Origin of the sequence: Arenicella xantha (assembly GCF_003315245.1) — a bacterium.
GTDB classification, from domain to species: domain Bacteria; phylum Pseudomonadota; class Gammaproteobacteria; order Arenicellales; family Arenicellaceae; genus Arenicella; species Arenicella xantha.
Genome location: NZ_QNRT01000002.1, coordinates 733485 through 760124 on the forward strand (window position 1 = coordinate 733485; position 26640 = coordinate 760124).

Here is a 26640-nt window from a genome sequence, read left to right on the forward strand (position 1 = left end):
AGGGCAGACACATTGTTCTCTCGTTTAGAGGAAACTCCGAGCCTGCCCTTGTTGGCTAATTGGCTATATTAAGCTTATGGAATAACCAAAAAGTTTTCAGTGATTGGGCACAAGCCCTCAACTTCAACCGTGTAGTTCCAGTCTGCTGTAGTATCACCAAACGGTGGGTTGCCGGTCTTCAGATACACTTGCGTGCGCGCACAATGCTTAGGCGAAACCGTATAGCTGCGACCGCCGCCTTTAGGGTTATCATAATACCCCGTGTATACCGAGTAACCTTTGCCAATGCCTGGGCCACTGCCTCGGAATTTATTAGTAAAACACAGGCTGGATGCCAGACAGGTGCCGTCGTTGACTTGCAATGAGCCTCTATGCACATGATGGTTATAGCTCTGTGATTTAGTCGCTTCGTTCAGCTTTTTAACATTGCTAGATAACCAACCCAATAAGTATGTTCCAGGATTAGTAGTGGTTAAGCTTCCGGTGTAATACTGAAACGGATGCAGACAATTTGCCCACTCTCGGGTTTCACGACACAAATCCATGGCAATGCTTATCTCGGCTTCAGAAGTACCGCACTGAGTCGGCCGAGTTTGACCGTATTCAGCCCAAGGATCACAACGCTCTTTGTGCTGAACACTCAAGTCTAACCAACGCTTCATCTGCGCTAACGGTCCTTGATTACCAGTGTATTTTGCGAAGATTTGCTCATGCGTGTATGCATTATAAGTAGTCGGTCGTTGATACAGATTAGTGGTGTAGTCGACTGCAGCCCAGTTCGCTGGATTAGTGTCTTGAACAAATTGATTGTACTTGGTCATTACATTAGCCGGCGTAATACTGGCCGCTAGCCCCACAGGACCACCAACTTGATCGGCATTAATTTTCACCTCTAAGCGATCGAGCACTTCGGTTAGTGAGGACGACGAGCCGGCCGAACCATTAGCCGAGAACACATCACCGATTTTCAATCCTAGTTCAGCTTTAGCACTTTCGCGTTCTTCGTAGCTATATTTCTTAGCGTCAAAGGTAAAAACTAAGTACAGAGCCGAACCTAAATTAGCACTATTGATAAAATTATCGCCACAACGCTCACGGAAATCGGCCTTTGCTTCATCATCGTTCGGCGACAAAACTTGGCTGACTAACTCAGGATACAGCGCGTCAGTCGGCGTATTCAACTTCCAAAACTCACGACGATTATTCACTTTCACAACAAAGCGTACGTGGCTTTCGTCAGTCACCGATTTGACGTAACGTTCCTTTTCGCCAGACAGGCCCAAACTGAAATCATCACCGGTGAAGCCTATTTGAGCGGATTGCGAGACCTCAAGTAGTTCCGCTAATTGACGATTATCATTCACGTAGCTGATGTCAAATGTGCTCGGTTGTAACGGTGGTGTTTTAGTGATGACGAAACCAGGGTTGGTCACATCTAAACAGGTCTCTTTAAGCGTTCCACGTACTAAATCAAAACCATCGCCAAGGTAGAATCGGTCTTCGTTGTTGGTCATAGCACTGCTCTGACCGACCGCTTTAGCTCGTGCAAGCACTGTTTTAGCACCAACGGTTGATGCACGATATTGCAAGTTCTTTTGATCCATCGCTTGCATCGCTGTTGGATAGTCGGCGTACAGATTATCGTCTTGACGAGGGTTCACTACGGCGAGTCCACCGGTTTTATACGAGCTTTGATAGGCTGTGTTAGCGGCTCGAACTCGGTAGCTATACTTTCCTGCGCCACGATTAGTCAGGGTACGACTGCGGCTATAACCGTTATAGACTTGAGTCCATGCGCCATAGTTTTTGCGCTCATATAATTCATAACGCACTGAAAAACCATAGCCGTTACTTGCTGCCCAGCTAACCTTAACTGATTTACTATTTGTATAAGGCGCATAACTAATCGATGCTGGAATACTTGGTGCCCTATACGGTCCACCACCGCCGCCTCCTCCACCGCCATCGCAATCACCTATCGGTATTAGCTGCGTAGTTGGACTGGTGTCTTGGCTAGCAAGCTCTTCAATACAGGGTTCGATAATTTGCGGCGTCGCTTGGTTCCCGAGCTCGGACCGACTCGGCTGCAACTCGGCGGCGGATGCCATATGCATGCCAGCCATCCATATGGCAGGGATTACTGATGCGACACTTAGAATCTTTATTTTTCTCACGATGACCATTCCTCTTGGGTTAATTTGGCCGACTCAAGATCGCACAAGGCAATGTAATGATGGTTATGCTGAGTTAAGGTCTAACGAATTTCAGTCTAATGACAAAGTAATGACTCGTGGCAAATCAACGCGAACCTTAATCAAACAGTCGTGCCTAAACTTCTATGACTATCTATCGAACACAGTCCACCACTCAGGTCTATGGTCGATGACTTCGTAGCGTAAAAAAACACTCTGTCCAGGAATCGGTCACTGAATCCGCATATTGTTATGTTAAAGTCTTATAAACCGCCACCACGGATTAAGCTGTAAATTGATGAGCATGAACGTCACTATTGGTGCCTGGCATGTTACGCCGGACCAAAATAAACTCTCGCTCGATGCCAAAGACTACTTTGTCGAGCCTTTAGCTATGGCCGTACTGGTCTACTTTGCGCAAAACCCAAACAAAGTCATCAGCCTAGATGAGCTGGTTGAATCAGTGTGGAAAGGCAGAGTGGTTGGCGACCACGCAATTTATCGGATAATCAATCAAATTCGAAAAATCCTCAGCGCCGACGAGAATGCTTCGTATATCACGACGATTCGTAAAAAGGGTTACCAACTGAATCAATCGGTCACATGGATCGAGCCGAACCAAACTAAAGAAACTGCACCAGCCAAGACGACCACGTCTCCACCAGAGACCGAGACGCTCGTGCAACAGCCCGCTAGTTCAAACAAGCTTTGGATGCTGGTGTCGCTGATTCCACTCATCGCTTTTATACTTTGGTTTGGCTCAAAAAAATGGGTTGAAACATCGAGCTATAACGCCATGAAACCTTTCAATGTGGTTAAACCATTCAGCGTATTGATCGGCGAGGAAAAAGACCCGAGCTATTCTCCTGACGGAAAATATATTAGCTACAGTCATCATTCAAAATCAGGTCAAAACTTTAAGATCTTTGTGCAAGCCACCAGCGGTGAATCTCCCGTGCAAGTTACCTTTGATGCCGGCGAAGATTTCTCGCCATCATGGTCGCCAGATTCCACGGCTTTGGTGTTTCTCAGACACCTGAACGGCGTGTGTCAAATCATGCGAGTACAGATCGAGCCGCTTGCGCAACCGGAAAAAATACTCGACTGCAACGAGAGCGGGATTCCCAACGAAGTCATCTGGGGGCCTAAAGACAATATTTATTACACGGACTCAGTGTCTGCTGTGGATCCTTACAAAATCTACAAATATTCACTCAAAACTTCTAAAAAAGAACAACTGACTAATCCGGCAAGTGGAAAATCTAAGGGCGATATCCACATGGCGCTATCAAATAATGGCGAGCAACTGGCGTTCGCCCGCGACCTAAACTGGGGCAGTACCCAGATTAAATTGCTCAACCTAAAAAGCTCTAAACTAACGGATTTATTTAAACTAGCAGGCTGGCGTAAATCATTAGCTTGGTCATTTGATGATAAGCACCTTTATTTTGTCGACGAAAACGACAACATCAATGCCTACTCCATAAAATACGACTTCCGAAAAAAGGTGTTGGACAACACGCACACCTTACACTCGATTAGCGGCCATAAAAGTGAGGACAAACTGGCCATTATGACCGGCGAAACCGGCATCGATATTTGGGGGTCTCGACTGCAGGGTCCTCGTACTGAAACGGTCTACATCGAGTCAAGCGAAATCGATCTGTTTCCGGAGTTTGCTAACACCTCACAAGACATCGCATTTATGTCATTGCGTAGTGGTCAACCCCAAATATGGATCAAGTCTCCCGAGGGTCGGGAGTATCAACTGAGTCACTTTAATGACGACCGTATGGTTCAACGGATACGCTGGTCTCCAAGCGACCAATATATTTTGGGTTCCAGTAGCAACGAGATCTACGTAATTGATGTTCCCACTCAAAAATATCAGTTAGTTTGGCAAAGCCAAGCTTCATTCAGAATTGAAGCCGCCAATTGGTCTGTCGATGGCAGGTCGATTTACTTTTCATCTGATATGGATGGTGACTGGCAAATATATAGAAAGGAATTTGGCACAGACTCAGAACCAGTTAGAGTGACCGACCGAGGCGGATATAGCCCAGTACTTCTAGACAGTGGCGAGATGCTTTACTACAAGTACCATCAGAATGGCATATGGAAAATGCAATTGGATACCAAGTCTGAAACCAAGCTGGTCGAAGACACTAACGTGTTCGCCAACGACGCATTGTATGCGCGCAACAACGGCTTCTTCTATCTATCAATTCAAGATGACCTTAACTACCTAAGCTTCTACGACCTCGGTACGGGCAAATCATCAACTATTCAATCGATCGACAATCCTTTGCTGGATCTCAGCATTTCGAGTGATGCATCATTAATTTTGTCCCCGAAAGTATACAAAGAAGAAACTGAAATTCGAGTGCTTGAGAAACAATACTGAGGAAACAACAGATTGGAACAACACGCGACTGGACAAAATACAAGAAGCCTGACAGCCACACCAACTCCTAGCGCAGCCATCAGACTATACCTCACACAACTTTTCTACTGATCTTCTAAGATCCCCAATAAAACTGTTTCTGTATCAACTTCGACCTTACAGCAAGGCTTACAAATTAGGCACAAAGGACCTGGATCTGGAGTAGCTACGGTATCAGCCACCGAGACGCCAGAGATTGTTTCCGCGTTGCTCGTGCTCGCAACAGTAAATAAAGTAAACAGAAGCATCGATATAAAGGAGAGTCTATTCATGGTTTTGGGTCCGGTTAAAATTATGGTTACAAACGAGTTTTGAGTAGGGTTTTTCTGGCTGGCCTTTCATGTGGGTTATATTTGTAAAGACCAAGCCATTGGTTTTCAACTTAAATGTTCCAGAAACATAGACATATTGGTTATTACATTTACCAATCTCATCGATCTCCGCAGCAGATAAATTGTTGAAAATTATCGAGTGATAGTCGTTGTTATTAGCCGCATCTTCACGGCTAAGAAACAAGCGAACATTTTTTGATTTCCTAAGAAATCCATAGGTTGTCACATCGCGGTCATCGTATTCATTCGCATTGGCAACTAAAGCGACCATGGCCACTTCAGATTGCTGCGCAGGACCACAAGCCGCGACAGTGAGGGAAACTAGCAACAACGCGTTTTTATAATATGGCAACAATCCAACTACCTTTCAGTTTATTGGTCTCGCCCCGCCGCTGAAACCGTCACAACACTATGTACATCTCCCGATGTGCGAACTGTATTGAAAATAGGTAAATGCTTGTTAATGCCTGCTTAATGATTACTTAATGATTGAATAAGTCCTTTATTATCATAAACTTAAAATGCCAACAAGCGAGGCATTAACAGCCTTAGTAAAGCCATTAGCTTAACCTTAGTACGGGTATTCACCATACAGTTCGGGAAACTGCAGCACGCTAATCCATGAATTAATCCGCCAAATATAGCTATCATCCAGATGGATGACCTTAGTTCTATTCGACGTTGTCGACTGCACTCCATTTGTCGAGCAGGCAAGAGTCGCTCGGGACTCGCCAATATTTAAAGCAGCTCAAGCGGTTTCGCCGAAAGGTGTTCATCTCTGACATTCGATGAGGTGCGACACCACCACGCTTCTCGGTTATTTAAGCCCCCAGTAAACGTTCACTTAGGACGGCGCAAAGAATATGCCTTGCGCCTTCCCACGATGAGTCACACAAGCCTAGAACTTATAACCAAGGCCTAGCATGTAGACCCAAGGGTCGATTTCAACATCGACTGTCACCTGGGCTACCGGTGAATCAATTGTTGCTTCAGTATCTAAATCGAGACGCCATAACGACGCGTTCACAAGCCATTTATCATTGATTGCGTAATCCACGCCAGCCTCAAGTGCTAAACCAAAGGAATCATCCAAGCTAATTGAGCTATCGCCCAAAGCGCCATTCAGCTCTCCGGAGGTTTTCTCAGAGAAAAAAGTGGTGTAGTTAATACCAGCACCGATATAGGGTTGCCATGCTGAATCACTATCGAAAGGAAAATACTGTAGCGTCAAGGTTGGCGGTAAGTGTTTAACCGTGGCCACATCAGCTACGCCAATACCAATCGCACTGACGTCATGACTAAATGGTGTAGCCGCCAATAAACCGATGCCAAACGAGTCGCTCACCATATAAGTACCGGTAAGGCCCAGCTGAGTGTCATCATCAACATCGACAACAGAACCTGGCACTGCAACACCGGCTAATCGCACCTCACTACTGGATGCATCTGGACTGGCTGTTGCTGGCCCAGCTCGCAATACAACGTCGCCCGCCTCATAAGCCGATGCCGAGCCAAGCATCATTGATGTGGCAATAGTGCTTAGTAAAATGCTTGTTTTTTTCATGGTTACTTCCTCAAAAAATTAAAAATCTTTGCCTATGTAGAATTTTAATTTCTGAGTAAAAACCGTAATTGATCTAGGTCAATCTTTGCTACGACTGAGGGTAATCCGAAGCGCCAATGAATTAGTTATGCAAATAGGGAGTAGTAGGCAAACACACCGCGCATGACTGCATCGCAATCGAAACGACAAGCCTACACTGAATATCTGAGATTGAGGTTTGGGGCGACTATTTGAAGGCGTTGTTCGCTTACCGGATGGGTAAACTCAACACGACTTGCGTGCAACATAAGTCGTGGCGCTAGCGATTCGCTATTAATTCCGTCAATAGTGCTCCGGTATAAGTCGCAACCGATAATTGGATGACCAATGGCGAGGCTATGCACGCGCAACTGATGTGTGCGTCCGGTTGTCGGAGTAAATTCAACATGAGTGGTCGCTACCCCACTAAGTGAATCAGCGGTGCGCTGGACGACACGATAATGACTTTGGGCCGGTTTACCCGTTTCAGTACACACTTTCTGATAGGGGAATTCCGCCTTGGCAATTGGCGCATCGATGACTCCTTCGTCATCCGGCAGACTCCCAAGCAAAACCGCCTGGTAGACCTTTACTATTGAACGCGCCTGAAATTGTTTAGTGAGCTGCGCATTGACCTCTTTACTCAGCGCTAAGATCATCAGACCCGAAGTACCAAAATCCAGCCGGTGCGCTAAGGTCACTGAAGGGTAGTCTTGCACTAATCGATAATGCACGGAATCCCAATTTAGTGGATTTTTACCCGACAGGCTGAGCAGGCCACTGGGCTTATCGATGACCAGCAGATATGGATCTTCATAGAGGATCTGAATTTGCTGCGTGCAAACTGGCGCGACAAACGCGTCTGGCAATCGCTTACTAGCGTTACTCACACGTAACCGACAGTACTACCGCTCAACATCCGATTTATATCGACCTACGCCAATAGCGAGTGGATTGAGTAGGTTAACACGGCCTGATCACGGTTTTTCACTTGGATAGGCTCCATTTCGGTGGATTTGACGCGTAGTTTTACGTCTTCGTATGTCGACAAGCTAATCAGCACTTCACCGGGGTTACAAGCTTGCTCGATCCGCGCAGCGACATTCACATTATCACCAATTACGGTGTAATCCATACGCTGTTCCGAACCAACATTCCCCGATATAACGCGACCAGAGTTCATGCCTATACGTATTTCGACTTTCGCTAAATCCGCGGCAATGCTTCCCCATTTTTCACGCTCATTATCTACCGCTTCTTGCATTCTTACGCCCGCTCTTACCGCCGACATCGCATGCTCTGCTTCATTGTCAGTGAAAACCGCCATAATGCCATCGCCAATAAACTTATCAACGATACCGCCCTCTTGCTCAATAATATCGGACATAGCAGTCATGTATAAATTTAAGAAATCGACTACTTTCTCCGGCTCTAAGCGTTCCGACAAGCGGGTAAATCCAACAATGTCAGAGAACAAAATAGTGGCTCTAACCACCTTACCGCCCAATGCAATTTTCTCCTCGTGACTACGCGAGATTTGATCAACCACTTCTTTAGGTATATAGGCACCCATTTTTTGTTTCTGAACTCTGAGTGTGCGTTCATTGTCTAGCGACACTTTAAGTTCGTCAGCGTAATTTTTGATATCGGAATACAAGCGTGAATTCTCAATCGCAATGCCGGCTTGCACCGCAAATGATTCGATCAACAAAATATCGTTTTCATCAAAGCTATCGAGTTCTTGGCGATTGACCAACTGTAAGACCCCAATAATTTCATCTTTGTTGATCAGCGGCGTGGTGAGAATCGAGCGTGTGACAAAACCAGTTTCAATATCAACCTGTTTATTAAAGCGCGGATCGTTATAAGGGTCAGCAACCACCTCAGTTTTACCGGTTTGTGCAACATGGCCGGCTAACCCTTGACCGAGCGCAATGCGAATACCTTTGAGTGATTCAGAAACCGTGCCCTTGACGGCATGAAAATACAGATCATTGTGTTCTTTATCGAGCAACAATATTGAACTGGCTTCGGCGTGTACCACCTCTCGACTCTTCTGCAGTATTGTATCCAGCACGGTATCGACATTACCGACACTACTAACCGCCATTGCCACCTCAGACAACGCTTTGCGCTCATCCAGTTGCACAACCAACTGGTCTCGCTGCTCCTCGATCGATTTAGTCGCTTGCCGAATGCGAATATTGAGGCTTCGAATAATCAACCAAGATATGGTCAACACAATCAAAACCACCATAAAATACAAACACAAGCGATAAAACTTGGCACGATCTAACGCATAGCTATACCAACGGTGATATTCGTTCGCGAAGCTCTCTAGCTCAACGGTAATCGGAATCGACATCAACTCTCCGATTAACGAATCGACCCCTGGCTTGACGCGCAGAATAGTTTGTCCTTGGAGACTCAAGTCTTCAATGCCGCTGATTGAATGCAGGCTGGTCTCGTTGATATCAGTGAGATAGGTTTGTCCTGCTGCATCTAGCCGACCAATTTGATTTCTAATCGACAAGCCCAAGGCTGGATTGGTATCGAGATTGAACAATAAAATATCTCTTAACAAGACCTGAATTTTTTCAGTAATTGGTTTGCCTTGCTCAATTTCATTCAGGCTATCAATTAACTCTTGGCTCAATATTGGGTAATAAACGATTGACGTTTTAAGGTTGGCATTTTCGGCCATAAAACGTTCTATCAATAACTTCTTACGCTCCATTACCTCTCGATAATTGGCTAAGATATCCATCAGAATCGCGTGTCCTTTTGGTGCGATATACTCAGGTGGCCTAGCAATAATTGCATTCAATCGATTGATCGCGGCCAACTCCTGATTGACATTATCTACGCTAGTGGCAGAACCATTTCTTAGTCGTAGCAGGTGTTGGTCCAGAATGGCGTCACTCGCCTGTAAGTGTCGAATGCTCTCGATGTAACGCTGATGCTCACGCGTATCGTCAATCGCGCCGGACTTCCAAAAAAACAATGCCATCAACACCACGCTAACGCAAATGACTACACACGCTATATAGTACTCAGACCGACTACTCATAGTTTCTTGCCATTTTGTTCAATTGTGTCAGCGCCCAATTTGGCACCATTATATTCGCCGGTGAGGCTGGTTAGAAACGCCACCACCAGATGCACCTCTTCGTCGCTCAGTCTGCGACCCAGTTGATAAGTCACCATCGTTTGCACCGCATCCTCTAAGGTTGGCGCGCTGCTGTCATGAAAATACGGCGCAGTAAGCGCAATATTACGCAAGCTTGGTACTTTGAAGCGGTGTCGGTCAAACTCATCGCCCGTCACGTTAAAGCGCCCCATGTCGTTCACCGTTAAGTCGTCTCGATTAGCAAAGTAATCTTTCTTAGCCCCCATACGCTGAAACATATTGCCGCCGATGCCTTGACCTTGATGACATCGAATACAGCCTAATTGCTCAAATAATTGATATCCCGCCAATTGATCTGCCGTCAATGCGCTTTCATCACCTTTCAAATACTGATCGAAAGCGGAATTAGGCGTAACCAGAGATCGCTCAAATTCGGCAATCGCATGGCTAACGGTTTGTTGCGTAATCCCGTCTTCGTAGAGACTGCCAAATTGTTTTACATAATCGCTATTTGCTTTAAGGCGGCTAATCACACCAGGCCAGTTGGACCCCATCTCTAACGGGTTCTCGATTGGACCAGTCACCTGCTCCTCAAGCGTTTTTGCTCGACCATCCCAGAATTGCGCAAAATTCAAACTGGAGTTAAACACCGTTGGCACATTGATATGCTCGATGCCACCAGCGATACCGACCGACATAGGCAAACCGTTAGTGCCGCCCGCGTCTAGTCGATGGCATGAAGCACAAGCGATGGTGTTATCTTCGGAAAGGATCGGGTCGTCAAACAACGCGGCGCCAAGAGACACTTTATTTGCATCTAAACCGATCGCTGCTTCTATCGGTTGAATTGGCCCTAAATAGGTTTGAGTAGTTTGTGCCGGCGGAACACTACGATCCACTTCGGCTGGGGCTAACGGTGGCTCAGATGGGAAAAAAAATGTTGCTATTACTAAGGCCGCAACCACGACTACTATGAGTGAAACAATAAACTTCACACGTATCTCCTTGAATAACACTTATCGATTATGACAAGAATTATAGAGTAACTTGGACTTCTCATGTGGATAAACTGTGGTATGCGCAACATGCACTAATTCAAGCAATAATCCGATGAGAGTATTTACAAACTTCCACTACCGACTAGCCGGTAAAAACAAGCTTACGCGGCGTAGCAAACTGTTCTTACCTAGACACTCTTTACTTTGAGTTATCCAAATAGAAGTTAAGCAAACACATCCTCAGGAGCACAACCAAGATACGCTGCAAGATGCTTAGCGTAGAGCTGCTCACAATGCGTGATCAATTCTGGCAAATCATTTAGTGTCATTCCGACAGTACAGATCGATGGCAAAATTTTAATTTCATGTCGCCCGCCTTTAGCAATTTTGTTTGGAATATCCAGCACATAATGTAGCGGCTTCGAAATCATCGGTATGATAGGCACTTGCGCTTCAATCGCCATGATGAACGCACCGCGTTTGAACTGCCCTAGCCCTTCACCATGACTTCGCGTGCCTTCCGGAAAAATCCATACATAACAATCATCCGCTTGTAGCCGCGTGATCGCCTCGTCAACACCGGCACCATTCTTGCTCCCTTCGCCGTCGCCGCGCGCATTACGGTCAACCATAATATTATTGGTGGCGCGAAATAATCGACCCCAAAACGGAATCTTGAGTAGATCCTTTTTACCGATGATAATGGCATTTTTGGGAAACACCGGTCCTTGTAGCAAGGGATCAAAATTAGACTGGTGATTCATCGTAATCACGGCTGGCCCGGCTAACATATTGTCTCGTCCAACCACATCTACTTTGATACCCAATACAAAGCGCACACCAACATTCAAGGCTTTTGCGTATGCCCACGATAACCACTTTCGCTGATAGAAAGGATAAGACAGTAAGTAGAAAACGATCGACACCAAAGTGCACCAAATTCCAACTAGGCTCATTTTAAGATTGAATTGTATTTTTCTAAGAAGTTGGCGCATAACGTCACTATGAAAATGTGGCAATTTTGTCTAGGCGCATCTTACTCTGGCTTTGCCTCCAAAAGGTGAAAAAATATGCGTTAAATTTGATCTATTGCTGGAATTACTATAACCGCCCCGTCAGCTCCCGCCGCCAAGCAAGCCACGCGATCAACAACACCGATGCACGCTCATCAAGCACATATTGTTAATACAATACCGCCGAACCTAGCCGCCTAGTCCACATTGCCTAGCGCGCATATTCAACCCTGCGAGCATTGACACTATGACTTTGGTTTAGTGGTAAAGCTCAGGTTGCTGATGCACAATCATTGTCGTATTAATCGATAATAGGATGATCTGATGAGCGGTATTGAACTTCGCACTGAGCAACCCATGCCACGAAGTCTAGAACAGGAGTTCTTGATTTTGTCACGTAACAACGTGCGCCGAAATCCGGTTCCGGTGTTCATTGGGATGATCGTGATTGCGGTGGCAGCATTAGGTGCTTCGCCCGCTATATGGGTATTTACCTGGCTCGCGACATCAGTCTTGGCGCTCTTTGGGCGTGCTTGGTTCATTAACAAAATCCTGAGCTCCAATGCATACGACGACCCGCGGCGATTACGCTGGATCTATTGGTTAAGTTTCGGCAACACCTTTATTTTGTGCCTGTCTTTAGCCTTCTTTCCTGCCATGAGTGTCATCGATTCGGTGCTGGTAACCCTAGTGATGGGCTACCTAGTCATTGGCGTCGTTATCACCAATGCCGGATTCGCCAAAGCGACCGCGCCCTACGTCACTATTGTGCTGATCTCGCTGGCGATTATGTGGTCGCTATTTCCGCCGTTAGAGGGCACAGGCGTATGGAAAGTCTACGTGCTCAGCGCTTTTATCCTGTTTATGAACTATGCACTGCTTAGTATTTCTAAAGAGATCCACCAACTATTTAGAAGCTCAATAGAGATGCGGCAGAAATATGCGGATATCAACCACCGTTTATCTGAATCGCTAGGCGAATCGCAAGCCGCCAATGCCGCAAAAACTCGTTTTTTGGCAGCGGCCAGCCACGACTTACGTCAACCGGTACACACCCTGTCATTGCTAACCGCCGCCCTAATATCTAGAAATGCGGCCAGTGAGAATAAAGATGAGCGGATCACTGACATCACCAGCACTATGGATAAAGCACTGCATAGCCTAGCGGTGCAGCTGGACTCGCTCTTAGATATCTCTAAATTGGATGCAGGAATTGTCACGCCTAATTTTGGCAATACTGATGTAACTGCAATTCTGCGTCGGCTAAAAAATGAATTTTTGCCATTTGCCAATGAGAAACAACTCTCAATTCAACTCGATATTCCCGACTCAGCTCCGGCCTATACGGATGCTACTCTACTAGAAAGACTGCTACGTAACTTGCTAGCAAATTCAATCAAATATACTGAAACAGGAAGCATTCTGCTCAGTGTTAATTGCGACGATGACGTGTTGATTAGCGTCAAAGACACGGGCATTGGCATTGCTCAAGATCAACAAAAACTAGTGTTCGAAGAGTTTTATCAAATTGATAACCCGCATCGTGATCGAAGCAAAGGGCTAGGCTTAGGGCTGTCTATCGTGAGTCGCTTATGCACATTATTAGACATCCGATTAACACTCCAATCGTCGGTCGGGCAAGGTAGCGAATTCTCACTCCACCTTAGCCGAGGCACGGCCATGGTGTCGACAGAAACACACTCCAAACCCACTTATTCGTTTAATCGTTTACGCGTATTAGTGTTAGATGACGAAACCGATATATTGCTAGCGACGCAGGTATATTTGGAGGCACTCGATTGTGTGGTGATGTCGGCTGAGACAATCGAAGAAGCACTCGAATTCGCCAAGACCGACTCCCCCGAATTAGCCATTATTGACTTACGACTTCGCGACCACACCAGTGGCATCGATGCCTTGAAAGCGATTCGCGGCATCCATCCAAATATTCCAGCTCTACTAGTGACCGGTGATACCGCTCCAGACCGCCTGCAAGAAGCATCCAAGGCCAGTGCAAAATTGCTGCATAAACCAATCTACTCAGAACAATTACAAACAGCCATTCGAAATGCGATTCAGAATGGCACAACCTAAGCATCACCAAGTAGATCGAGTGTGACATTACTCTCAAAACTCCATCCATGGATGGTCTGAATCGTTGAGACCCGCACGCTAGCGATTAATTAGTCATCATCACCGATTAAATAATCGCTAATGGCATTACAAACCGAATTTCAATTTAGCAGCAACGTACACGGCTTCAGTGCGATTTTTAACGTCGATCACTTTGTAGGCCATAGACAAATGGGCTTTAACGGTACCTTCAGCAATATCCAATTCACGTGCAATCACTTTATTTGATTTACCTTTGATAGCACCAATCAACACCTCAAATTGGCGCTTCGACAACTTGGACACCTGCGCGTGATCCAGCGGCAGGTTATCGTCCATATCGAAAAATGGATTTTTGTTGACTTGCTCTACTCGTTCCACCGAGCGAGCTAAACGATCTGGGTCGGCGTTATTGTCTGAGTAGGCAATCGGTGGCAAATAAATACCGCCAGCTAAAATCAATTGCAACGCCGCTATCATAATGTTCGGCGTCGATGACTTAGGAATAAAGCCGGCCGCGCCGGCATCAATAGCGCCTCGGATAATGGCCGGATCGTCTTCACTCGACAACAGCACCACGGTGGTCGCCGGAAAGGTGGATTTTATCTCCTTGAGTGCATCAAACGTGCCATCACAATCCGGCAAATGAAAGTCTAGCAACACTAGCTCCGTGGTTTGCTCGCACACGGACATCGCCTGCCTACAGCTTTCTGCTTCTATTATTTCAAGCGCTTGATCCAAATCTTCTAGCAGAAAGCACAACCCACTACGAAACAAGGCATGATCATCAACGAGTAATATTTTAAGTCCAGTCATGATGATTTAGGGTCTAGGTGGCAAGCATTAATGATGTTTCTCCAGCCAAGTGTACAGCATTGGAAAAATATCGACACTAGCCCTATGTCCAACAAAGCAATCCATATGACCATAATTCTCAAACACATGTCGATGATACTTATGCGAGCTCTGGGGGTTGTGTGCACATAACCAGTGAAACGTACGTGCCGATGTTTGCGGTAAGAACTCGAGATTCATCCCTCCTGCCATAAAATCAATTGGCAAATCAAGTTGCTCGATAGTGTTCACGGCATGTGACCCTGACTGGGCGTGGGGGATCGCCCCTAAATAGGTGTTTTTACCATCGGCGTCCACAACATGACCGGCGCGAATAATGTGCGTAAGCTGTCTAAATGAATCGAGATTAATCGGACCGAACCAGTCAGCCATTTTGGTGTGCGTCGCTTGATTCAATTGCGCGTGTAAATATGATGGACCATAGACTGCCAATATTCGATGGCAGGCAGGATTAGTACACTCTTCGCCCAGCGGTGTCGGCACTTGATAAGTCATCACATCGAACATTCTATCGAAACCAGTGGTTCCCGCTCGCATACTGACCACATTATCCATTTTTTTGATCAGCGGAATGCTTTCAAGTTGAGTCACCACATCCAAATCAGCTTTCGCATTGTTTAGCCAGTTGGTCACCGGATGTAACGTTAGTTGTGAGGACACGACCGAACGAATCGAGCGCTTATCAACGTATTCTCGTAACAAGCTCATAAGTAAACTCATCGAGCCGACACAGTGCGCAACAATCTGCACCTGCTCGGCTGTTGAGTTCGATAACACAAAATCAAGCGCCGCTGGCCAATCGTATTGTGCAATTTGATCGATACTAAATGCGCTATGCGACGAGCCTGAATCAGCACTAGCACGGTAGTCAAACAACCATACGTCGTGGCCTCTCTTGCGCAGGAAATCAACCAAGTTGCATTCGACGGTTTGTGCCGCAAATGACGATGCAGTGACCCCCATACCTGGTGCAAGAATGATAGGTATTGCGGTGTCTTTCGCTTGCTTTGATGCTGCTGTTTGAGGTCGATAGCGAGTAAGCCTAATGGTCGCCCCATCGCCAACTCGTATCAACGGAAACACCTCCTTGTCGGTATCGACCACCGTGCCCTTTTTCGCTAAACCCTTCTTCGGATAATTATTTAACGTCGCTAGCAAACCACCATAAGCTCGAAACACCGTCTCGGCCAACGAAGCGCCCAGTTTAGCGACCTGAAATAAACCAATGCCGGCTTTAATCGTGTCGACTTTGCGGGCTGCCGCAATCGCAATAAACAATACCTCTCCTAATACGTTTCGTAAGTCACTGGTTTTTAGCGTTGTGTTAAAGGTGCTTACTTGCTGAATGAAATCTTGTAGATTCAAACGCACAATCCCGCTGGATATGCGCTGCACTGGAGAACCATCGGCTGTGAAGATATCGACATAAAGCGTGGTTAGATCAGTCCACCAATGTGACCCAGGCATGCCCTGCAGGTTTTTTCGGCCGACCAATTTAAGCGCCTTACCTGCCCCATCGACATAATTAATTTCGTAGATCATCAACCAACGTTCAGCGGCATCCACGTCTGGAACTAACAATTGAAACGTCCCAGCAATAATCGGATGCACCTGATTGTTGACCAGCACCTCACCTTGCGAAATCATGCACACCGTTTTGCGCTCTTGCGTGAGCTGATTGACCTCAGGAATACGAATGGTTAGGTTGAGCCTCAAGGACTGGCTATCAGACTCTCCGCAAGAAGCGGCTCGCATGTAGTCGTGCTTGCTCAGCACCGACGCGGACCGAGCATTGTTTACCCCATGAATAAAACCCGACATAGTTTCAGAAAACTCACAGGCCGTCTTCAATTGGTCCTTATTCAGATCGATAAATGACGTCGCCGCACTGGCTAGATCTTGTAACAAAACCTTTTCGGCATCGGATGAACTGGCGTAGGTCTCGTCATCAATAGCGTCGGAATCGTCATCAAGGCCGATTACCGCCGAGGCAACTGGGTCGCTCTCGCCGAACAGTAGCTCTTCAGCCCATGCTTCTGGTTCGGCGCTATCAGCCAAATCGCCAGCCGATTGGATGGCTGGTGGTGCTGACGCCGTTGATGCTTGGTGCGCTGCCACACGACTTGCTGCATGATCCGTGTAATCAATATGCCAACCATGTTCGTTAGCCAGCAGGTCACAACACCGCTCAGCCAGCGCACTAATAGTAAGCAACGGATTGACGCCAATAGCACCAGGCATAATCGAACCATCGCAAATATAGAGACCGGCATAGACCGAGCTGTCTGAGTCACAATCGAACACTTGGCAACGGTCATTCACCACGCCTTGCTGATGCGTGTCAGCCATGCCGCAACCACCGAGCGGATGCACGGTAATCAGTTTATTACCAAATGCATCTTTACTGATTGGGTTCTTGATCAACTGCCCTTGCACCGCGTCATTAACCCGAGCCAGTGTGTCGTGATTAGCCTTTACAATGCTACTTTTTCCGACATCAGGCCAATCAATCTTTAGTCTATTTTGATCCAATTCAAGTTTACCAGACGACTCATCCATGCCCATCACTAAGTATGTCTGAGTGCGGCTGATGGCGCCGGTATAGGCTAGATCACTAAGTGCCGAAGGGTCACTTTCCACCGCCGTCGCCACAGCTTGGACATCGCGCAATCTGGTTTCGGCTTGACCGGCTCCATAACGGAGAAAATTGGCATTGCCTGCGGCACCGAACATCAGCGTAGCTGAAATAACGCTAGCAAACGCACCAGGAACCACGCCTTCCTCGATCACTAGCTGCTGTTCCGCAGCTTGACCATCATCACGCAAATCGATAACACCGGTAATACATGGCCCAGGCATTTGATCGTCAGTCAGCTCATTCGTTCCCTGTCCAACACCGTAGACACTCTCGTAACGAGGTGCGCCGTCTTCACGCAACATTGGATCTGAGTGTTCATTATTGTCCTGCCAATAACTGTTGTAACCAAACGCCAGTAAATCGCCATTGCCGGAAAACTGCTGACCAAGTTGCTCCGAACACTTTAAGCCTGCCGCTTTTGAGCGCAACATAATCTCGGTCGAGCCTAAGGTGCCGCAAGCCAACACTAATACCTTGGCTTTAATTACCTTGTGCTTATAAGAACGCGAGCGACGTGCCGGACGTTCAGTCGGCTTAACATAGATTAACCATCCACCTTTAGTCTGCTCAATATAATCAACCGTGGTATTGCAGAACAGTTCCGCGCCATGCGCTTTAGCATCTGGCAGATAGTTCATCAGCGTAGTATTTTTTGCTCCAACATTGCAACCCGAACAACAATCACCGCATAGATTGCATTGTTCCTGCTGAAAGCCGAAGTGATTCGCGCGGCCTTGATCGAAGGTCACATTAATGTCAGGGCGAACCACCTCAACCCCAAGCGCGAGCGCGGATTTTTCAAGAGCTAATAGCTTGTTTAACGGCTTGTAGCCATGCTGATCTTGATCGTCCGACAATGGATATGGATTAGCGCCGAGACCCTCGCGAGCCAAGTCGTAGTAGCGCTTAAGCAAGTTTGGCTGTTCGCGAAACACGCTAGGCCACTGCAGGCCTTCGCGCGTGAAGACCGACTCCTTGAGTTCCAATGACACATTGGCGTTGATCAGCGAGGTACCGCCCAAACCGCAACCCACCAACGCGCTCATGTCTTCATTCACGCGCAAATCAAATAGTGCGGTCGGTTTACCGATCGGCGCGTTATCATGATTATCGGTGCGTATCTGAGTTTGTTGCTGAATTCCACCTAAGTCATTCGGGTACTGTCCTGGGCGCAACTCCTGGCCGCGTTCAAGCAAGCAAACATCTTGACCTGCGCGAGCCATTCGGGATGCCACAATACTACCGCCATAACCCGAACCGACCACTACCACAGAGGCCTGTTTATCCTTGGCGAGTTCGCCATAATCGTATGAAATTCTCGATTGCTCTGTTTGCGCTTTATTGTCCATGTTGCTTTACCCCATCACTTGAATTTCGGTCGAAAAATTGGTCTCGCACTTCCATCGCTCGTTGCTCCATTGCATTGCGCGCACTGTCTTGGAAAGCGCACCACTGCGTCTGATCTAACTGGGCCTGCATTCGCCGCAACAGATCGTTGTCGGCAACGCTCCCAAACTCTGCTCCTTCGACCGTAACCGGCGGCATCGCGCCATTCACCGGTGCTTGAAACAGTCGTAACGAAGCGGTATTGAGCTGAGCGTCAACAAAAATAACGGCGCCACCTTGCACTGAGCTGAAGTCGGGCTGGTCGACAACCCAACCGCCAGAGTTGAACACTTTCACCGGCAATTGAAAGCCATCAACACCTAGCGAATCTTGAAAAGGTTTATGCGTATGTCCAAATATGAAGGTGGTATCGGTAAGAACTAGCCGTGAGTCATGCGCGGCCGCCATCGCTGAATCTGGCGCATCGTCGAGTATCTGTTGGTGCAATGGCTTAGACAAATACCACTGCAACCCTTCCCAGCCCTCTTCTGACAATGCCGCATTATTATTGGCTCGCTCAGCCTGAAAACCACGTCCTAAAGTAGAGCTGATAATACCCGCCAATAGCTTTTCTAAGGTGAGGTTATTGATAATCGTATTGCTTGGCGACGTGCCCGATTTGCTACTCAAATACTCGCTTACTAAACTGGCCAAACGCTGTGAATAACGATACGTCGCAGCGGGGTTTTGCATTATGTCGAATAACAATACCGTATTGTCTCGCTGTGCCGGTGACGCGCCTAGACTGGACCAAAAAAAGTTAATCCAACTACCGTTTTGGCGTTCTAACTCTTCGATATCAGGGTCACCGATGTCGCTCATCAGCTGATTGATAGTGGTCATCATTCGATATAGCGGTTCGACATAATGACCATGATGAAACACCACTTGCTTATCGCTGTGGCCGTCGTCACCAGCATGCCATAAACCCCAATTTGGGTAACGCATCTCAAACGACAGTCCGGTGGCCTTAGCGTACGGCAGTTGATCTAACAGCTTAGAGGTCAACGATGTCGACCGAAATAGATCAGTAGTCTGATACGGAATGCGTTCATCAGACTGATATTGGTCTTGTTGAAAACGCTCCAGAAACAAATTGTCTTTCTCGCTTTGCCAAAAGTGGTGGTCATGATTACCGGGCACGAAAACAACTTCTTTTTGAAAGACGTCAGGCTCATCGTCATCGAACAAAGCTCGCAACAGCACATCGAGCGAACGCACAATATCAGTCATCGAAGCAAAATCGAAGTCGACCAAATCGCCCAATAAAACAAGCTTAGGCAAATCATCGCCGTACACTTTCGGAATGTACTGACGCAGCCCCTTGATCAGTTCAAGCAGACAGTCGGAAGGTTTATCCACGTCAAACAGATCGTGCTCATTGCGGCTCGAGAGAATGCTGTAACGCGCGCCTAAATGTAAGTCTGACAAACATACGTAATTGCAGTGGGGGTCCATAATAGCTTCCTGTTTTTCGCCTTAAGATCGACATCTGTCTAGTTGGATTATGATCTCGATCATAGGCCATTTTTAGACATTCCCCTAGCAAGTCAGGCTAAACCGTACTGCTATAACCATCGTTTAGTTAACGGTTTTTTGGACCAAAATAGCAGCCGCTATTAGGTGTATTCATCGCATTATCGATGCAATACACACCACTGAGATCAACCGCCAAAATCGCCTAGCCAGCGAGTAATGACACGGTTTTCGCGATGCCTATGGGCGCTAGTCGAAGTGTAAAGACGGCATAGAAATTAAGCATAAACGATCGTCTTACCGCCCAAGCGTGCGTCCTAAACGCGCTGCTTAGCCCTACTGGGATAGCTTTTATGTACTATTTTTTACGCCCTAAACACGGCCTATGCTGACTCAGTCGATTCAATTTGGCTTGGTCATTTTCAGGTAACTGCTCGCGGCCAACCAAAGCGATTCGTGCCAATCAAATGATTCGATTGGCAACACGAATTAACAACGTTTACTAAAGCTTCAGAAAACTTGCTTACGCTAAATATGCGCAATGTATTCGGGCTCCAACACTCGTTCTTAATGCAATGTATTCACACACTTAATCGAACACTCATGAGGATTATCCAAATGAACAAAATGACCAAAATAGCCGCGTTTATCGGCGTTGCACTTGTGGCAAGCGGTGCCAACGCAGCAGATTGGAACGTAACGCAAAGCGCCGATATTACTGTACCAGCACCGAGTATGACGCAAGGTGCAACCTCCAACGTCGCTAGCAGTAATCAAGCTCTCAACGGGATTGTTATTGACGCTGTCAATGATGATTTAGCGTCAGGCACACAAACCACAATCATCAGCTCATCGACCGGTGTGGACCTCACACAGGGGCCGTCAGTAGATGCGTCGAATCAAGCACTCAACCTGATCATTGGTAAGGATGTTGGATCAGTGAGTACGATCTCGCAAACGGTAAGTCAAACAGATTTTAGTACCACTGCGTTAACGCAAGCCGATACGTCTTCGGCCGGCGCTAACGTGCAAGCAGCGAACTTAACCGATGCCACCGGCGACATCGACCGGTTGGTGCAGAACTACGATGAAGTGGGGAACGTCAACTTAACGCAATCAACCATGACTACTAGCGGCAACGTGCAGGGCATTAACTATGCTAAAGGGGTCAATGTGGCGACCTCAAACCTAACGCAATCAGTTAATGTCAGTGGTGTAAGTAGCATGACTCAAGGCGCGGGGAACAGCGGTGGCAATAACACCCAGATTGGTAATGCGGCCATTGCAACTACTGGCTCTCTAGATCTGACAACCCAGACTTTTACTGCCGCGGCCGACTTAACTTTAACGCAAGCTGCGTCAGGCGCTAGCAACGTGCAAGCAACTAACCTAATGAAAACGGAGTCTGGCGGTAACATTGGTGATTCCATTGGTTCCACAACTCAGACCACCACGATTGCCTCGGGCCCAGCTGACTTTTCGCAAACCGTCAGTGCGTCCGGCAACGTGCAAGCGGGGAACTTCGCTAGCTCAGACGCTGATATTTCAGATTTGACTCAAACGTTTGAAGCCTCGGGCGCTTTAGAGGTGGATTTCGATCAAACACCAACCGCAGCGGCCAACACACAAGCGGGCAATATGGCGGTGTTAGCCACAGGAACTGGCGACTTCATCGACGAAATCTCTCAAGTGTTTAACAGCTCAACGACTTTGACTGATCTTAATCAAGTCAGCGCTAGCAGCACATTAACGCAAGCTGGCAACTTAATTGATATCACCACTGGCACCATTGATGACAGCGGAACTACGCAATTATTTACCGCGCTAGGCGGCGCCGTGACGATGAATCAGAGTGGTGCAGGCGCCGCATCAGGGAACTTGCAAGCACTTAATGCCATTGTTGATAACGCTGGAGCGGGTAGTGGCGGCACCGTCAATCAAGTGCTCACGATCGCGTCAACCTCGTTCAGCATGGTGCAGGACAACATCAGCGGTTCAGGGCAATACGGCAACTTCGTTGGCGTTAAGTATTAAGCAACAAAGCCAATGACTTAATTGGCCGAGTCGCGGTACTGAACTCGGCCAATTATCAACTCAAATTACTCCATTTAAACCTACCGAGAAAAGGCCTGCTTTATGAAAACCACAGCCAAAAACCTTAACATTCTGGTACTGCTATGCACGCTCTCATCGCCGACTCTATCGCAAACAATTAATGAGATTGGAGTACAAGAACTGCAGGAGTTTCGTCCTGGTTGGGCATCAATTCCGTCCTTGCAGCAACCGAGCTTTGCCTACGGCGAGGTCAACAACAGCAAGCTGCTAGCTGAAGCTGGGGAAAACCTAAACTACTTAACCAGCAATAACTTGATTGTCGGCAATACGCGCGGCTATCAGGTGGTTGGTCCGAATGGCGAGGTCTTCTATGTTGACAATATTGACAAACCCAAATGCGCGGTTGTTGCGCAATACATCGAAACAGCCGGCGACTCACTACAAATTAACCAATCAGCGTCCGTGGTCAGCAACGTGTACATCGAACAAGTTGACTTTCAAGACTGCTATTAAAGACACACACACTAGAGAACCCACTATGAAAACGCTACTTACAAAAATGATTATTTCCGGCTCTGTGGCCTTGCTAATGTCAGGTTGCTCGTCGGTATCACGCTACAGCTTAGACACCGAATTTGATTCAGCTCCGGTCAAAACGAAAACCAAAATGTCTGAGGCGTTACAGTGTTTACGTCGCGAGCTCGACAACAACTTAAGTAATCCCAGTGCTTATGTATTTATGGTACGCGACATCATTGACGGCACTATCAAACATAATAACTACTCAGATGGCCCACTATCAGACGCTGGGCGTATTCAAATGATCTCAACCTTGAGCGCCCACACCAACCCCAGCTATGGCATTGTGGTCGATCAATTCCCATTAATGTTTCAACCTATTATCAGCGAGCAAATTGGTCTGGATCGATTCGGATTTCCGTCGCAGTCGAACCTCGACAACTTTCTGCCGAAACTCACTACTGTGGCCAATACCAACCGTGCAGCAAGAGGTATGAGTGCAATACCATCGGTAACACCACTCATTATAGATGGCGCGTTCACACGGAACGATAGTTCACATCAGCGCTCGAAAGGCTATGGTCAAAATGGCGGGTATCGCGGCGACGTGGAGGAAGAAAAAAGTGGCGCACTCGACTTGGGCAAATCAGGTTCCGAGCGATCGGTTACCCTCGTAGTCAATATTATAGATCCACAAACCAACATGATAATCGGCACGGAAGGATTCGATCTTAAGTATTACAGTAACAGCAAAACAGCCCGCTTTAGAATTGCCATTGATAACTACTACTACGGTTTTTCCAATACCGATGTGCGGGTTGAAACCTTACATGCGGCACAACAAACCCTGCTCGATGGCGCTGCAGTTTGGATTCTCGATAACGCCTTTGGTAACAAAGTGGATTTCTCACCCTGTTTTGAGACAGCCGAAACTGTCGCATTAGGCCGTGACTCTCGTCAATTATACTCGAACGATAGTACAGCGGAACTCGCCAACTCTGAAACTCCAGCGCAGTCGCCGGATACTACTTTAGTCAGCAACAACGCAATCCAAAACGAATCGTCGCAGGCTCAGCTACGCGATGACCGAGCGCTGGCTGCAAACTGGAAAGTATGCACCAATGACTCCAACACTGACTGCGAATAAACCCAGAGGCAATAATCATGAAATCAACATTGAGTACAATTTCGATCATGCTGATCATCGCAGTCAATAGTCGTATGACATTCGCGGCGGATTGGAACGTTGATCAAACAACGTCAATCGCCGCCGAGTCGCCGAGCTTAATACAGCATGATACCAACGTGTCGTTTCAGGCGATTAATGGCATCGCACTCGATGTTGGCAACGATGATCTAAGCAACAGCAATCAGACGACCACATTAGCCGGCAATAATATTGCGATAAGCCAAACCGGCACCAACACTAGCTCGAGTGTGCAAGCACTAAATAGCATCACCGCACACTCGATGCGAGACATCTCACAGTCGGTAGCTGGGTTTAATACAGTTGCAATGACGCAAACTGGCGCGCTCAGTGGTGGCAATATTCAAGCATTTAATTACGCGCATGCATCAACAACTATCGAAAACTTATCTCAGTCGACGAGCGGTGCAGAATGGACGGTTAGCAATGGCAATATCGGTAGCACTCAGGCGGTCAATTATGCACAAGCCAATCGCTACACCGGTAGTCTCGAGCAGTCAACGATACTGACCACCGTTAACGCCGCCATTACTGGCGGCTTAACCACTCGCATCAACAGTGTGCAAGGATCAATTATCGGACTAAGCACGCCAATCATGCAGAGCGCAAGGATTGGCACGCTAAATATAGTGGGCCGTGGCACAGTCATTATAAATCACGTCGCACCTTAGCTAAAAAATAAAACACCATTACGACGAGCGGCGCGGTTAAATTAATTTTGCACCGCGGTTGCTTCGAACACGAGGACCCAATCCTGACCACGACCAGCGGTAGGCGGCGTGAATATCTGATACGTTTGGTTGTCGCGGTCGCGCGGCGATACGCGGAATTCATAGCTCACGCCATAGCGTGGATCAAACCAGTATTTCTTTGAACGCACCGCATTAAGCTGACTTTGGTCAAGGGTAAACGCTTCGCCCATCGGGGAGTAAACAATAATTCTGGAGCGGTCGACTGAGCGCATCGCACGAATTTTCGCCGGGCCACGTAAGGGACCATCCACCACCAAACTTTGGTCGGGGAGCAGCGTATGGAATCTATTGGCCTCCATAAAACGACGCATAAACCCAAGCTGCATCGCACCAGGATGATCAAGCGCCTCCCACCAAGGAATATTGGCACCGATCGCTGGCTCACGTCCAGCCTGCCACATTTGCCAAATATTATTATTCCCATAAGTATGACCACAGGCACCGGCCATCACCGACCACCATGCGGCCTGACGTACGTCGTCGTCATCAAAGCGTTCCAATCGATTATGGTCCTTCAAATAAAAACCAACGGGTATCCCTTCGTATCGAGGCTCACCATCAAGCGTCGGACGCAGCGGCTTGAGTGCTAAATCGCGCTCAGCATATAAACCTGTGTCCAAGTTACGGCCCGCATGTGAAGTCTGTGACATATGAAAATCAAGCCACTTTGCATCGTGCAACTGAGCAGACGATTGTCCCGGCCCCCGTGGATGAAAGGTAATCAGGTGGTTACCATCATCGCCATCACGAAGCCCGGCAGCCATCGCATCAATGATGCCACGTTCTTCTTTGGTGACCACGTTTTGGTCTCCGCCTAAAATCCAAATGATCGGCTTATCTTTATAACGCTGCCCGAGAAACTGACCATAGCTATAAGCATTGTCAACGGTGAAGACTTTATTCGCATCGCCAGTTTTCCAGTATTTTCCCCAAGTCGGTAATAAACCAACAAACATACCTAATGCTTCTGCACGATCCACCACATAATCTGCATGCTTAAAATAGTTTTGATTCGGCTTAGATGGGTCTAAATCAATCAGCGGTAATTCACCATAAGCGTTCGGTTCAATCAGTCCATTAAGCTCGGCTAATGCTACAGTTTGAATCACCGTGAAACCTTTCCTCGCTCGGTCATTAAGGTAACGATCCACTTCCTCACGATTCAAGCGGTGAATTAAACTCCACGCAGTGTCTCCCAAGTAAAAGAAAGGTGCTTGGTCGCGGTATTGCAAATACCGCCCATTTGATGAGACCTCTAGCCGAGGCAATACTGACTCACTTTGCGCTTGCGCTGTGGCGACTCGCCCGATCACAAGACTTAGACTTAATAGAAGCACTGGAATAATTGACTGAATTTTCATTGGCAAATCCTAATTGTCGGCATTGAAACCAGTTGATTCTAAGCTATAAGCAACTTACTTGCCTATAATCGCTGATATTCGATGTGGTCCAAGATCTATTTTTGCAATTTATATCGAAATTTAAACCGATGATTTCACATGCGCCTAACTCCGCCATCGGTAAAATAATGGGCATATTTATACCTGTTCTCTTGTACATTTAATTGTCAGCTTTTGAACATTCAGCATCAGCATTAGTAAAGAAGCTTTATGCAAGAAAGTTTTTAGGTTAAAATTTATATTCGTTATTACGGTCAATTTGTAGACTAACTTAGCAAACGTGCTCAAGGGGCTATTTAGCGTGTGATCTACCCTCAGTGGAGCTCTGATCTCATGATTGAACTGCGTGGTTTTTAAAAGTACAAAAACACCGGTAGCGCCCCTGCTTTTGACTTTATCGATTGTTTCGAATGCGCTATATTCCATTAACTATGAATGACCTTGCTCCACGAGCTAAGACGATCCAACACGGTAAGATTGTCAGTAACACTCTAATGAGTGACTCGTGCGATGCAGCAGCAATTTATGAGCCGTCATTAATGACCATGAC

General features: G+C 47.1%; 17 protein-coding genes. 6 read left to right on the forward strand and 11 right to left on the reverse strand.

Going from position 1 to position 26640, the window contains the following annotated elements; genetic code table 11:
* Nucleotides 1-74: 74 nt before the first annotated feature.
* A complete protein-coding gene (locus DFR28_RS09000; protein ID WP_113954550.1) occupies nt 75-2174 on the reverse strand; it encodes a fibronectin type III domain-containing protein in 2100 nt (699 codons plus the stop codon).
* Between the two features lie 316 nt (nt 2175-2490).
* Between DFR28_RS09000 and DFR28_RS09005 the strand changes: the two genes are divergently transcribed.
* The gene (locus tag DFR28_RS09005; protein WP_113953998.1) at nt 2491-4596 is read left to right on the forward strand and encodes a winged helix-turn-helix domain-containing protein; all 2106 of its coding nucleotides are present in this window, start codon (nt 2491-2493) and stop codon (nt 4594-4596) included.
* A 303-nt stretch (nt 4597-4899) separates the two neighbouring features.
* Here DFR28_RS09005 and DFR28_RS09010 read toward each other — a convergent pair whose 3' ends face one another.
* From DFR28_RS09010 to DFR28_RS09035, 6 genes are all read right to left on the reverse strand, one after another.
* Complete coding sequence (locus DFR28_RS09010; protein ID WP_147250978.1) at nt 4900-5319, reverse strand: hypothetical protein; 420 nt, start codon at nt 5317-5319, stop codon at nt 4900-4902.
* A gap of 546 nt (nt 5320-5865) precedes the next feature.
* Nucleotides 5866-6531: an OmpW/AlkL family protein gene (locus DFR28_RS09015; RefSeq protein ID WP_113954000.1), complete on the reverse strand. Its 666-nt coding sequence runs from the start codon at nt 6529-6531 to the stop codon at nt 5866-5868.
* A 191-nt stretch (nt 6532-6722) separates the two neighbouring features.
* Nucleotides 6723-7439: an RluA family pseudouridine synthase gene (locus DFR28_RS09020; protein WP_211316936.1), complete on the reverse strand. Its 717-nt coding sequence runs from the start codon at nt 7437-7439 to the stop codon at nt 6723-6725.
* A 44-nt stretch (nt 7440-7483) separates the two neighbouring features.
* Entirely contained in the window at nt 7484-9619 is a 2136-nt protein-coding gene (locus tag DFR28_RS09025; protein WP_113954001.1) for a DAHL domain-containing protein, read from the reverse strand.
* Nucleotides 9616-10674 (reverse strand): cytochrome-c peroxidase, encoded by a 1059-nt coding sequence (locus DFR28_RS09030; protein ID WP_211316937.1) that lies wholly within the window; start codon nt 10672-10674, stop codon nt 9616-9618. Before DFR28_RS09030 ends, DFR28_RS09025 begins: the two co-directional genes overlap by 4 nt.
* Before the next feature lie 227 nt (nt 10675-10901).
* Complete coding sequence (locus DFR28_RS09035; protein ID WP_113954002.1) at nt 10902-11672, reverse strand: lysophospholipid acyltransferase family protein; 771 nt, start codon at nt 11670-11672, stop codon at nt 10902-10904.
* A 342-nt stretch (nt 11673-12014) separates the two neighbouring features.
* Between DFR28_RS09035 and DFR28_RS09040 the strand changes: the two genes are divergently transcribed.
* Nucleotides 12015-13784, forward strand: coding sequence for an ATP-binding response regulator (locus DFR28_RS09040; RefSeq protein ID WP_113954003.1), 1770 nt, complete (start codon nt 12015-12017; stop codon nt 13782-13784).
* Between the two features lie 126 nt (nt 13785-13910).
* Here the strand turns inward: DFR28_RS09040 and DFR28_RS09045 are convergent, their stop codons facing one another.
* Genes DFR28_RS09045 through DFR28_RS09055 form a run of 3 tightly spaced genes read right to left on the reverse strand, consistent with a single transcriptional unit; the run spans nt 13911 to nt 20139 of the window.
* On the reverse strand, nt 13911-14618 hold the full coding sequence (locus DFR28_RS09045) for a response regulator transcription factor (RefSeq protein WP_113954004.1): 708 nt from the start codon (nt 14616-14618) through the stop codon (nt 13911-13913).
* Nucleotides 14619-14645: 27 nt separating this feature from the next.
* Nucleotides 14646-18644 (reverse strand): GMC oxidoreductase, encoded by a 3999-nt coding sequence (locus DFR28_RS09050; protein ID WP_113954005.1) that lies wholly within the window; start codon nt 18642-18644, stop codon nt 14646-14648.
* Nucleotides 18634-20139 carry a metallophosphoesterase gene (locus DFR28_RS09055; protein ID WP_113954006.1) on the reverse strand — a complete coding sequence of 502 codons (1506 nt, stop codon included), beginning with the start codon at nt 20137-20139 and terminating at the stop codon, nt 18634-18636. The genes DFR28_RS09050 and DFR28_RS09055 overlap by 11 nt, the downstream gene beginning before the upstream one ends.
* A 636-nt stretch (nt 20140-20775) precedes the next feature.
* Here DFR28_RS09055 and DFR28_RS09060 point away from each other — a divergent pair.
* From DFR28_RS09060 to DFR28_RS09075, 4 genes are all read left to right on the forward strand, one after another.
* Nucleotides 20776-22191: a beta strand repeat-containing protein gene (locus tag DFR28_RS09060; protein WP_113954007.1), complete on the forward strand. Its 1416-nt coding sequence runs from the start codon at nt 20776-20778 to the stop codon at nt 22189-22191.
* A gap of 102 nt (nt 22192-22293) precedes the next feature.
* The gene (locus tag DFR28_RS09065) at nt 22294-22725 is read left to right on the forward strand and encodes a hypothetical protein (protein WP_113954008.1); all 432 of its coding nucleotides are present in this window, start codon (nt 22294-22296) and stop codon (nt 22723-22725) included.
* Nucleotides 22726-22750: 25 nt separating this feature from the next.
* The gene (locus DFR28_RS09070) at nt 22751-23878 is read left to right on the forward strand and encodes a hypothetical protein (RefSeq protein ID WP_113954009.1); all 1128 of its coding nucleotides are present in this window, start codon (nt 22751-22753) and stop codon (nt 23876-23878) included.
* Between the two features lie 17 nt (nt 23879-23895).
* Complete coding sequence (locus DFR28_RS09075) at nt 23896-24609, forward strand: hypothetical protein (RefSeq protein ID WP_147250979.1); 714 nt, start codon at nt 23896-23898, stop codon at nt 24607-24609.
* A 41-nt stretch (nt 24610-24650) separates the two neighbouring features.
* Here DFR28_RS09075 and DFR28_RS09080 read toward each other — a convergent pair whose 3' ends face one another.
* Nucleotides 24651-26051, reverse strand: coding sequence for a glycoside hydrolase family 140 protein (locus tag DFR28_RS09080; RefSeq protein WP_113954011.1), 1401 nt, complete (start codon nt 26049-26051; stop codon nt 24651-24653).
* Nucleotides 26052-26640: the final 589 nt, after the last annotated feature.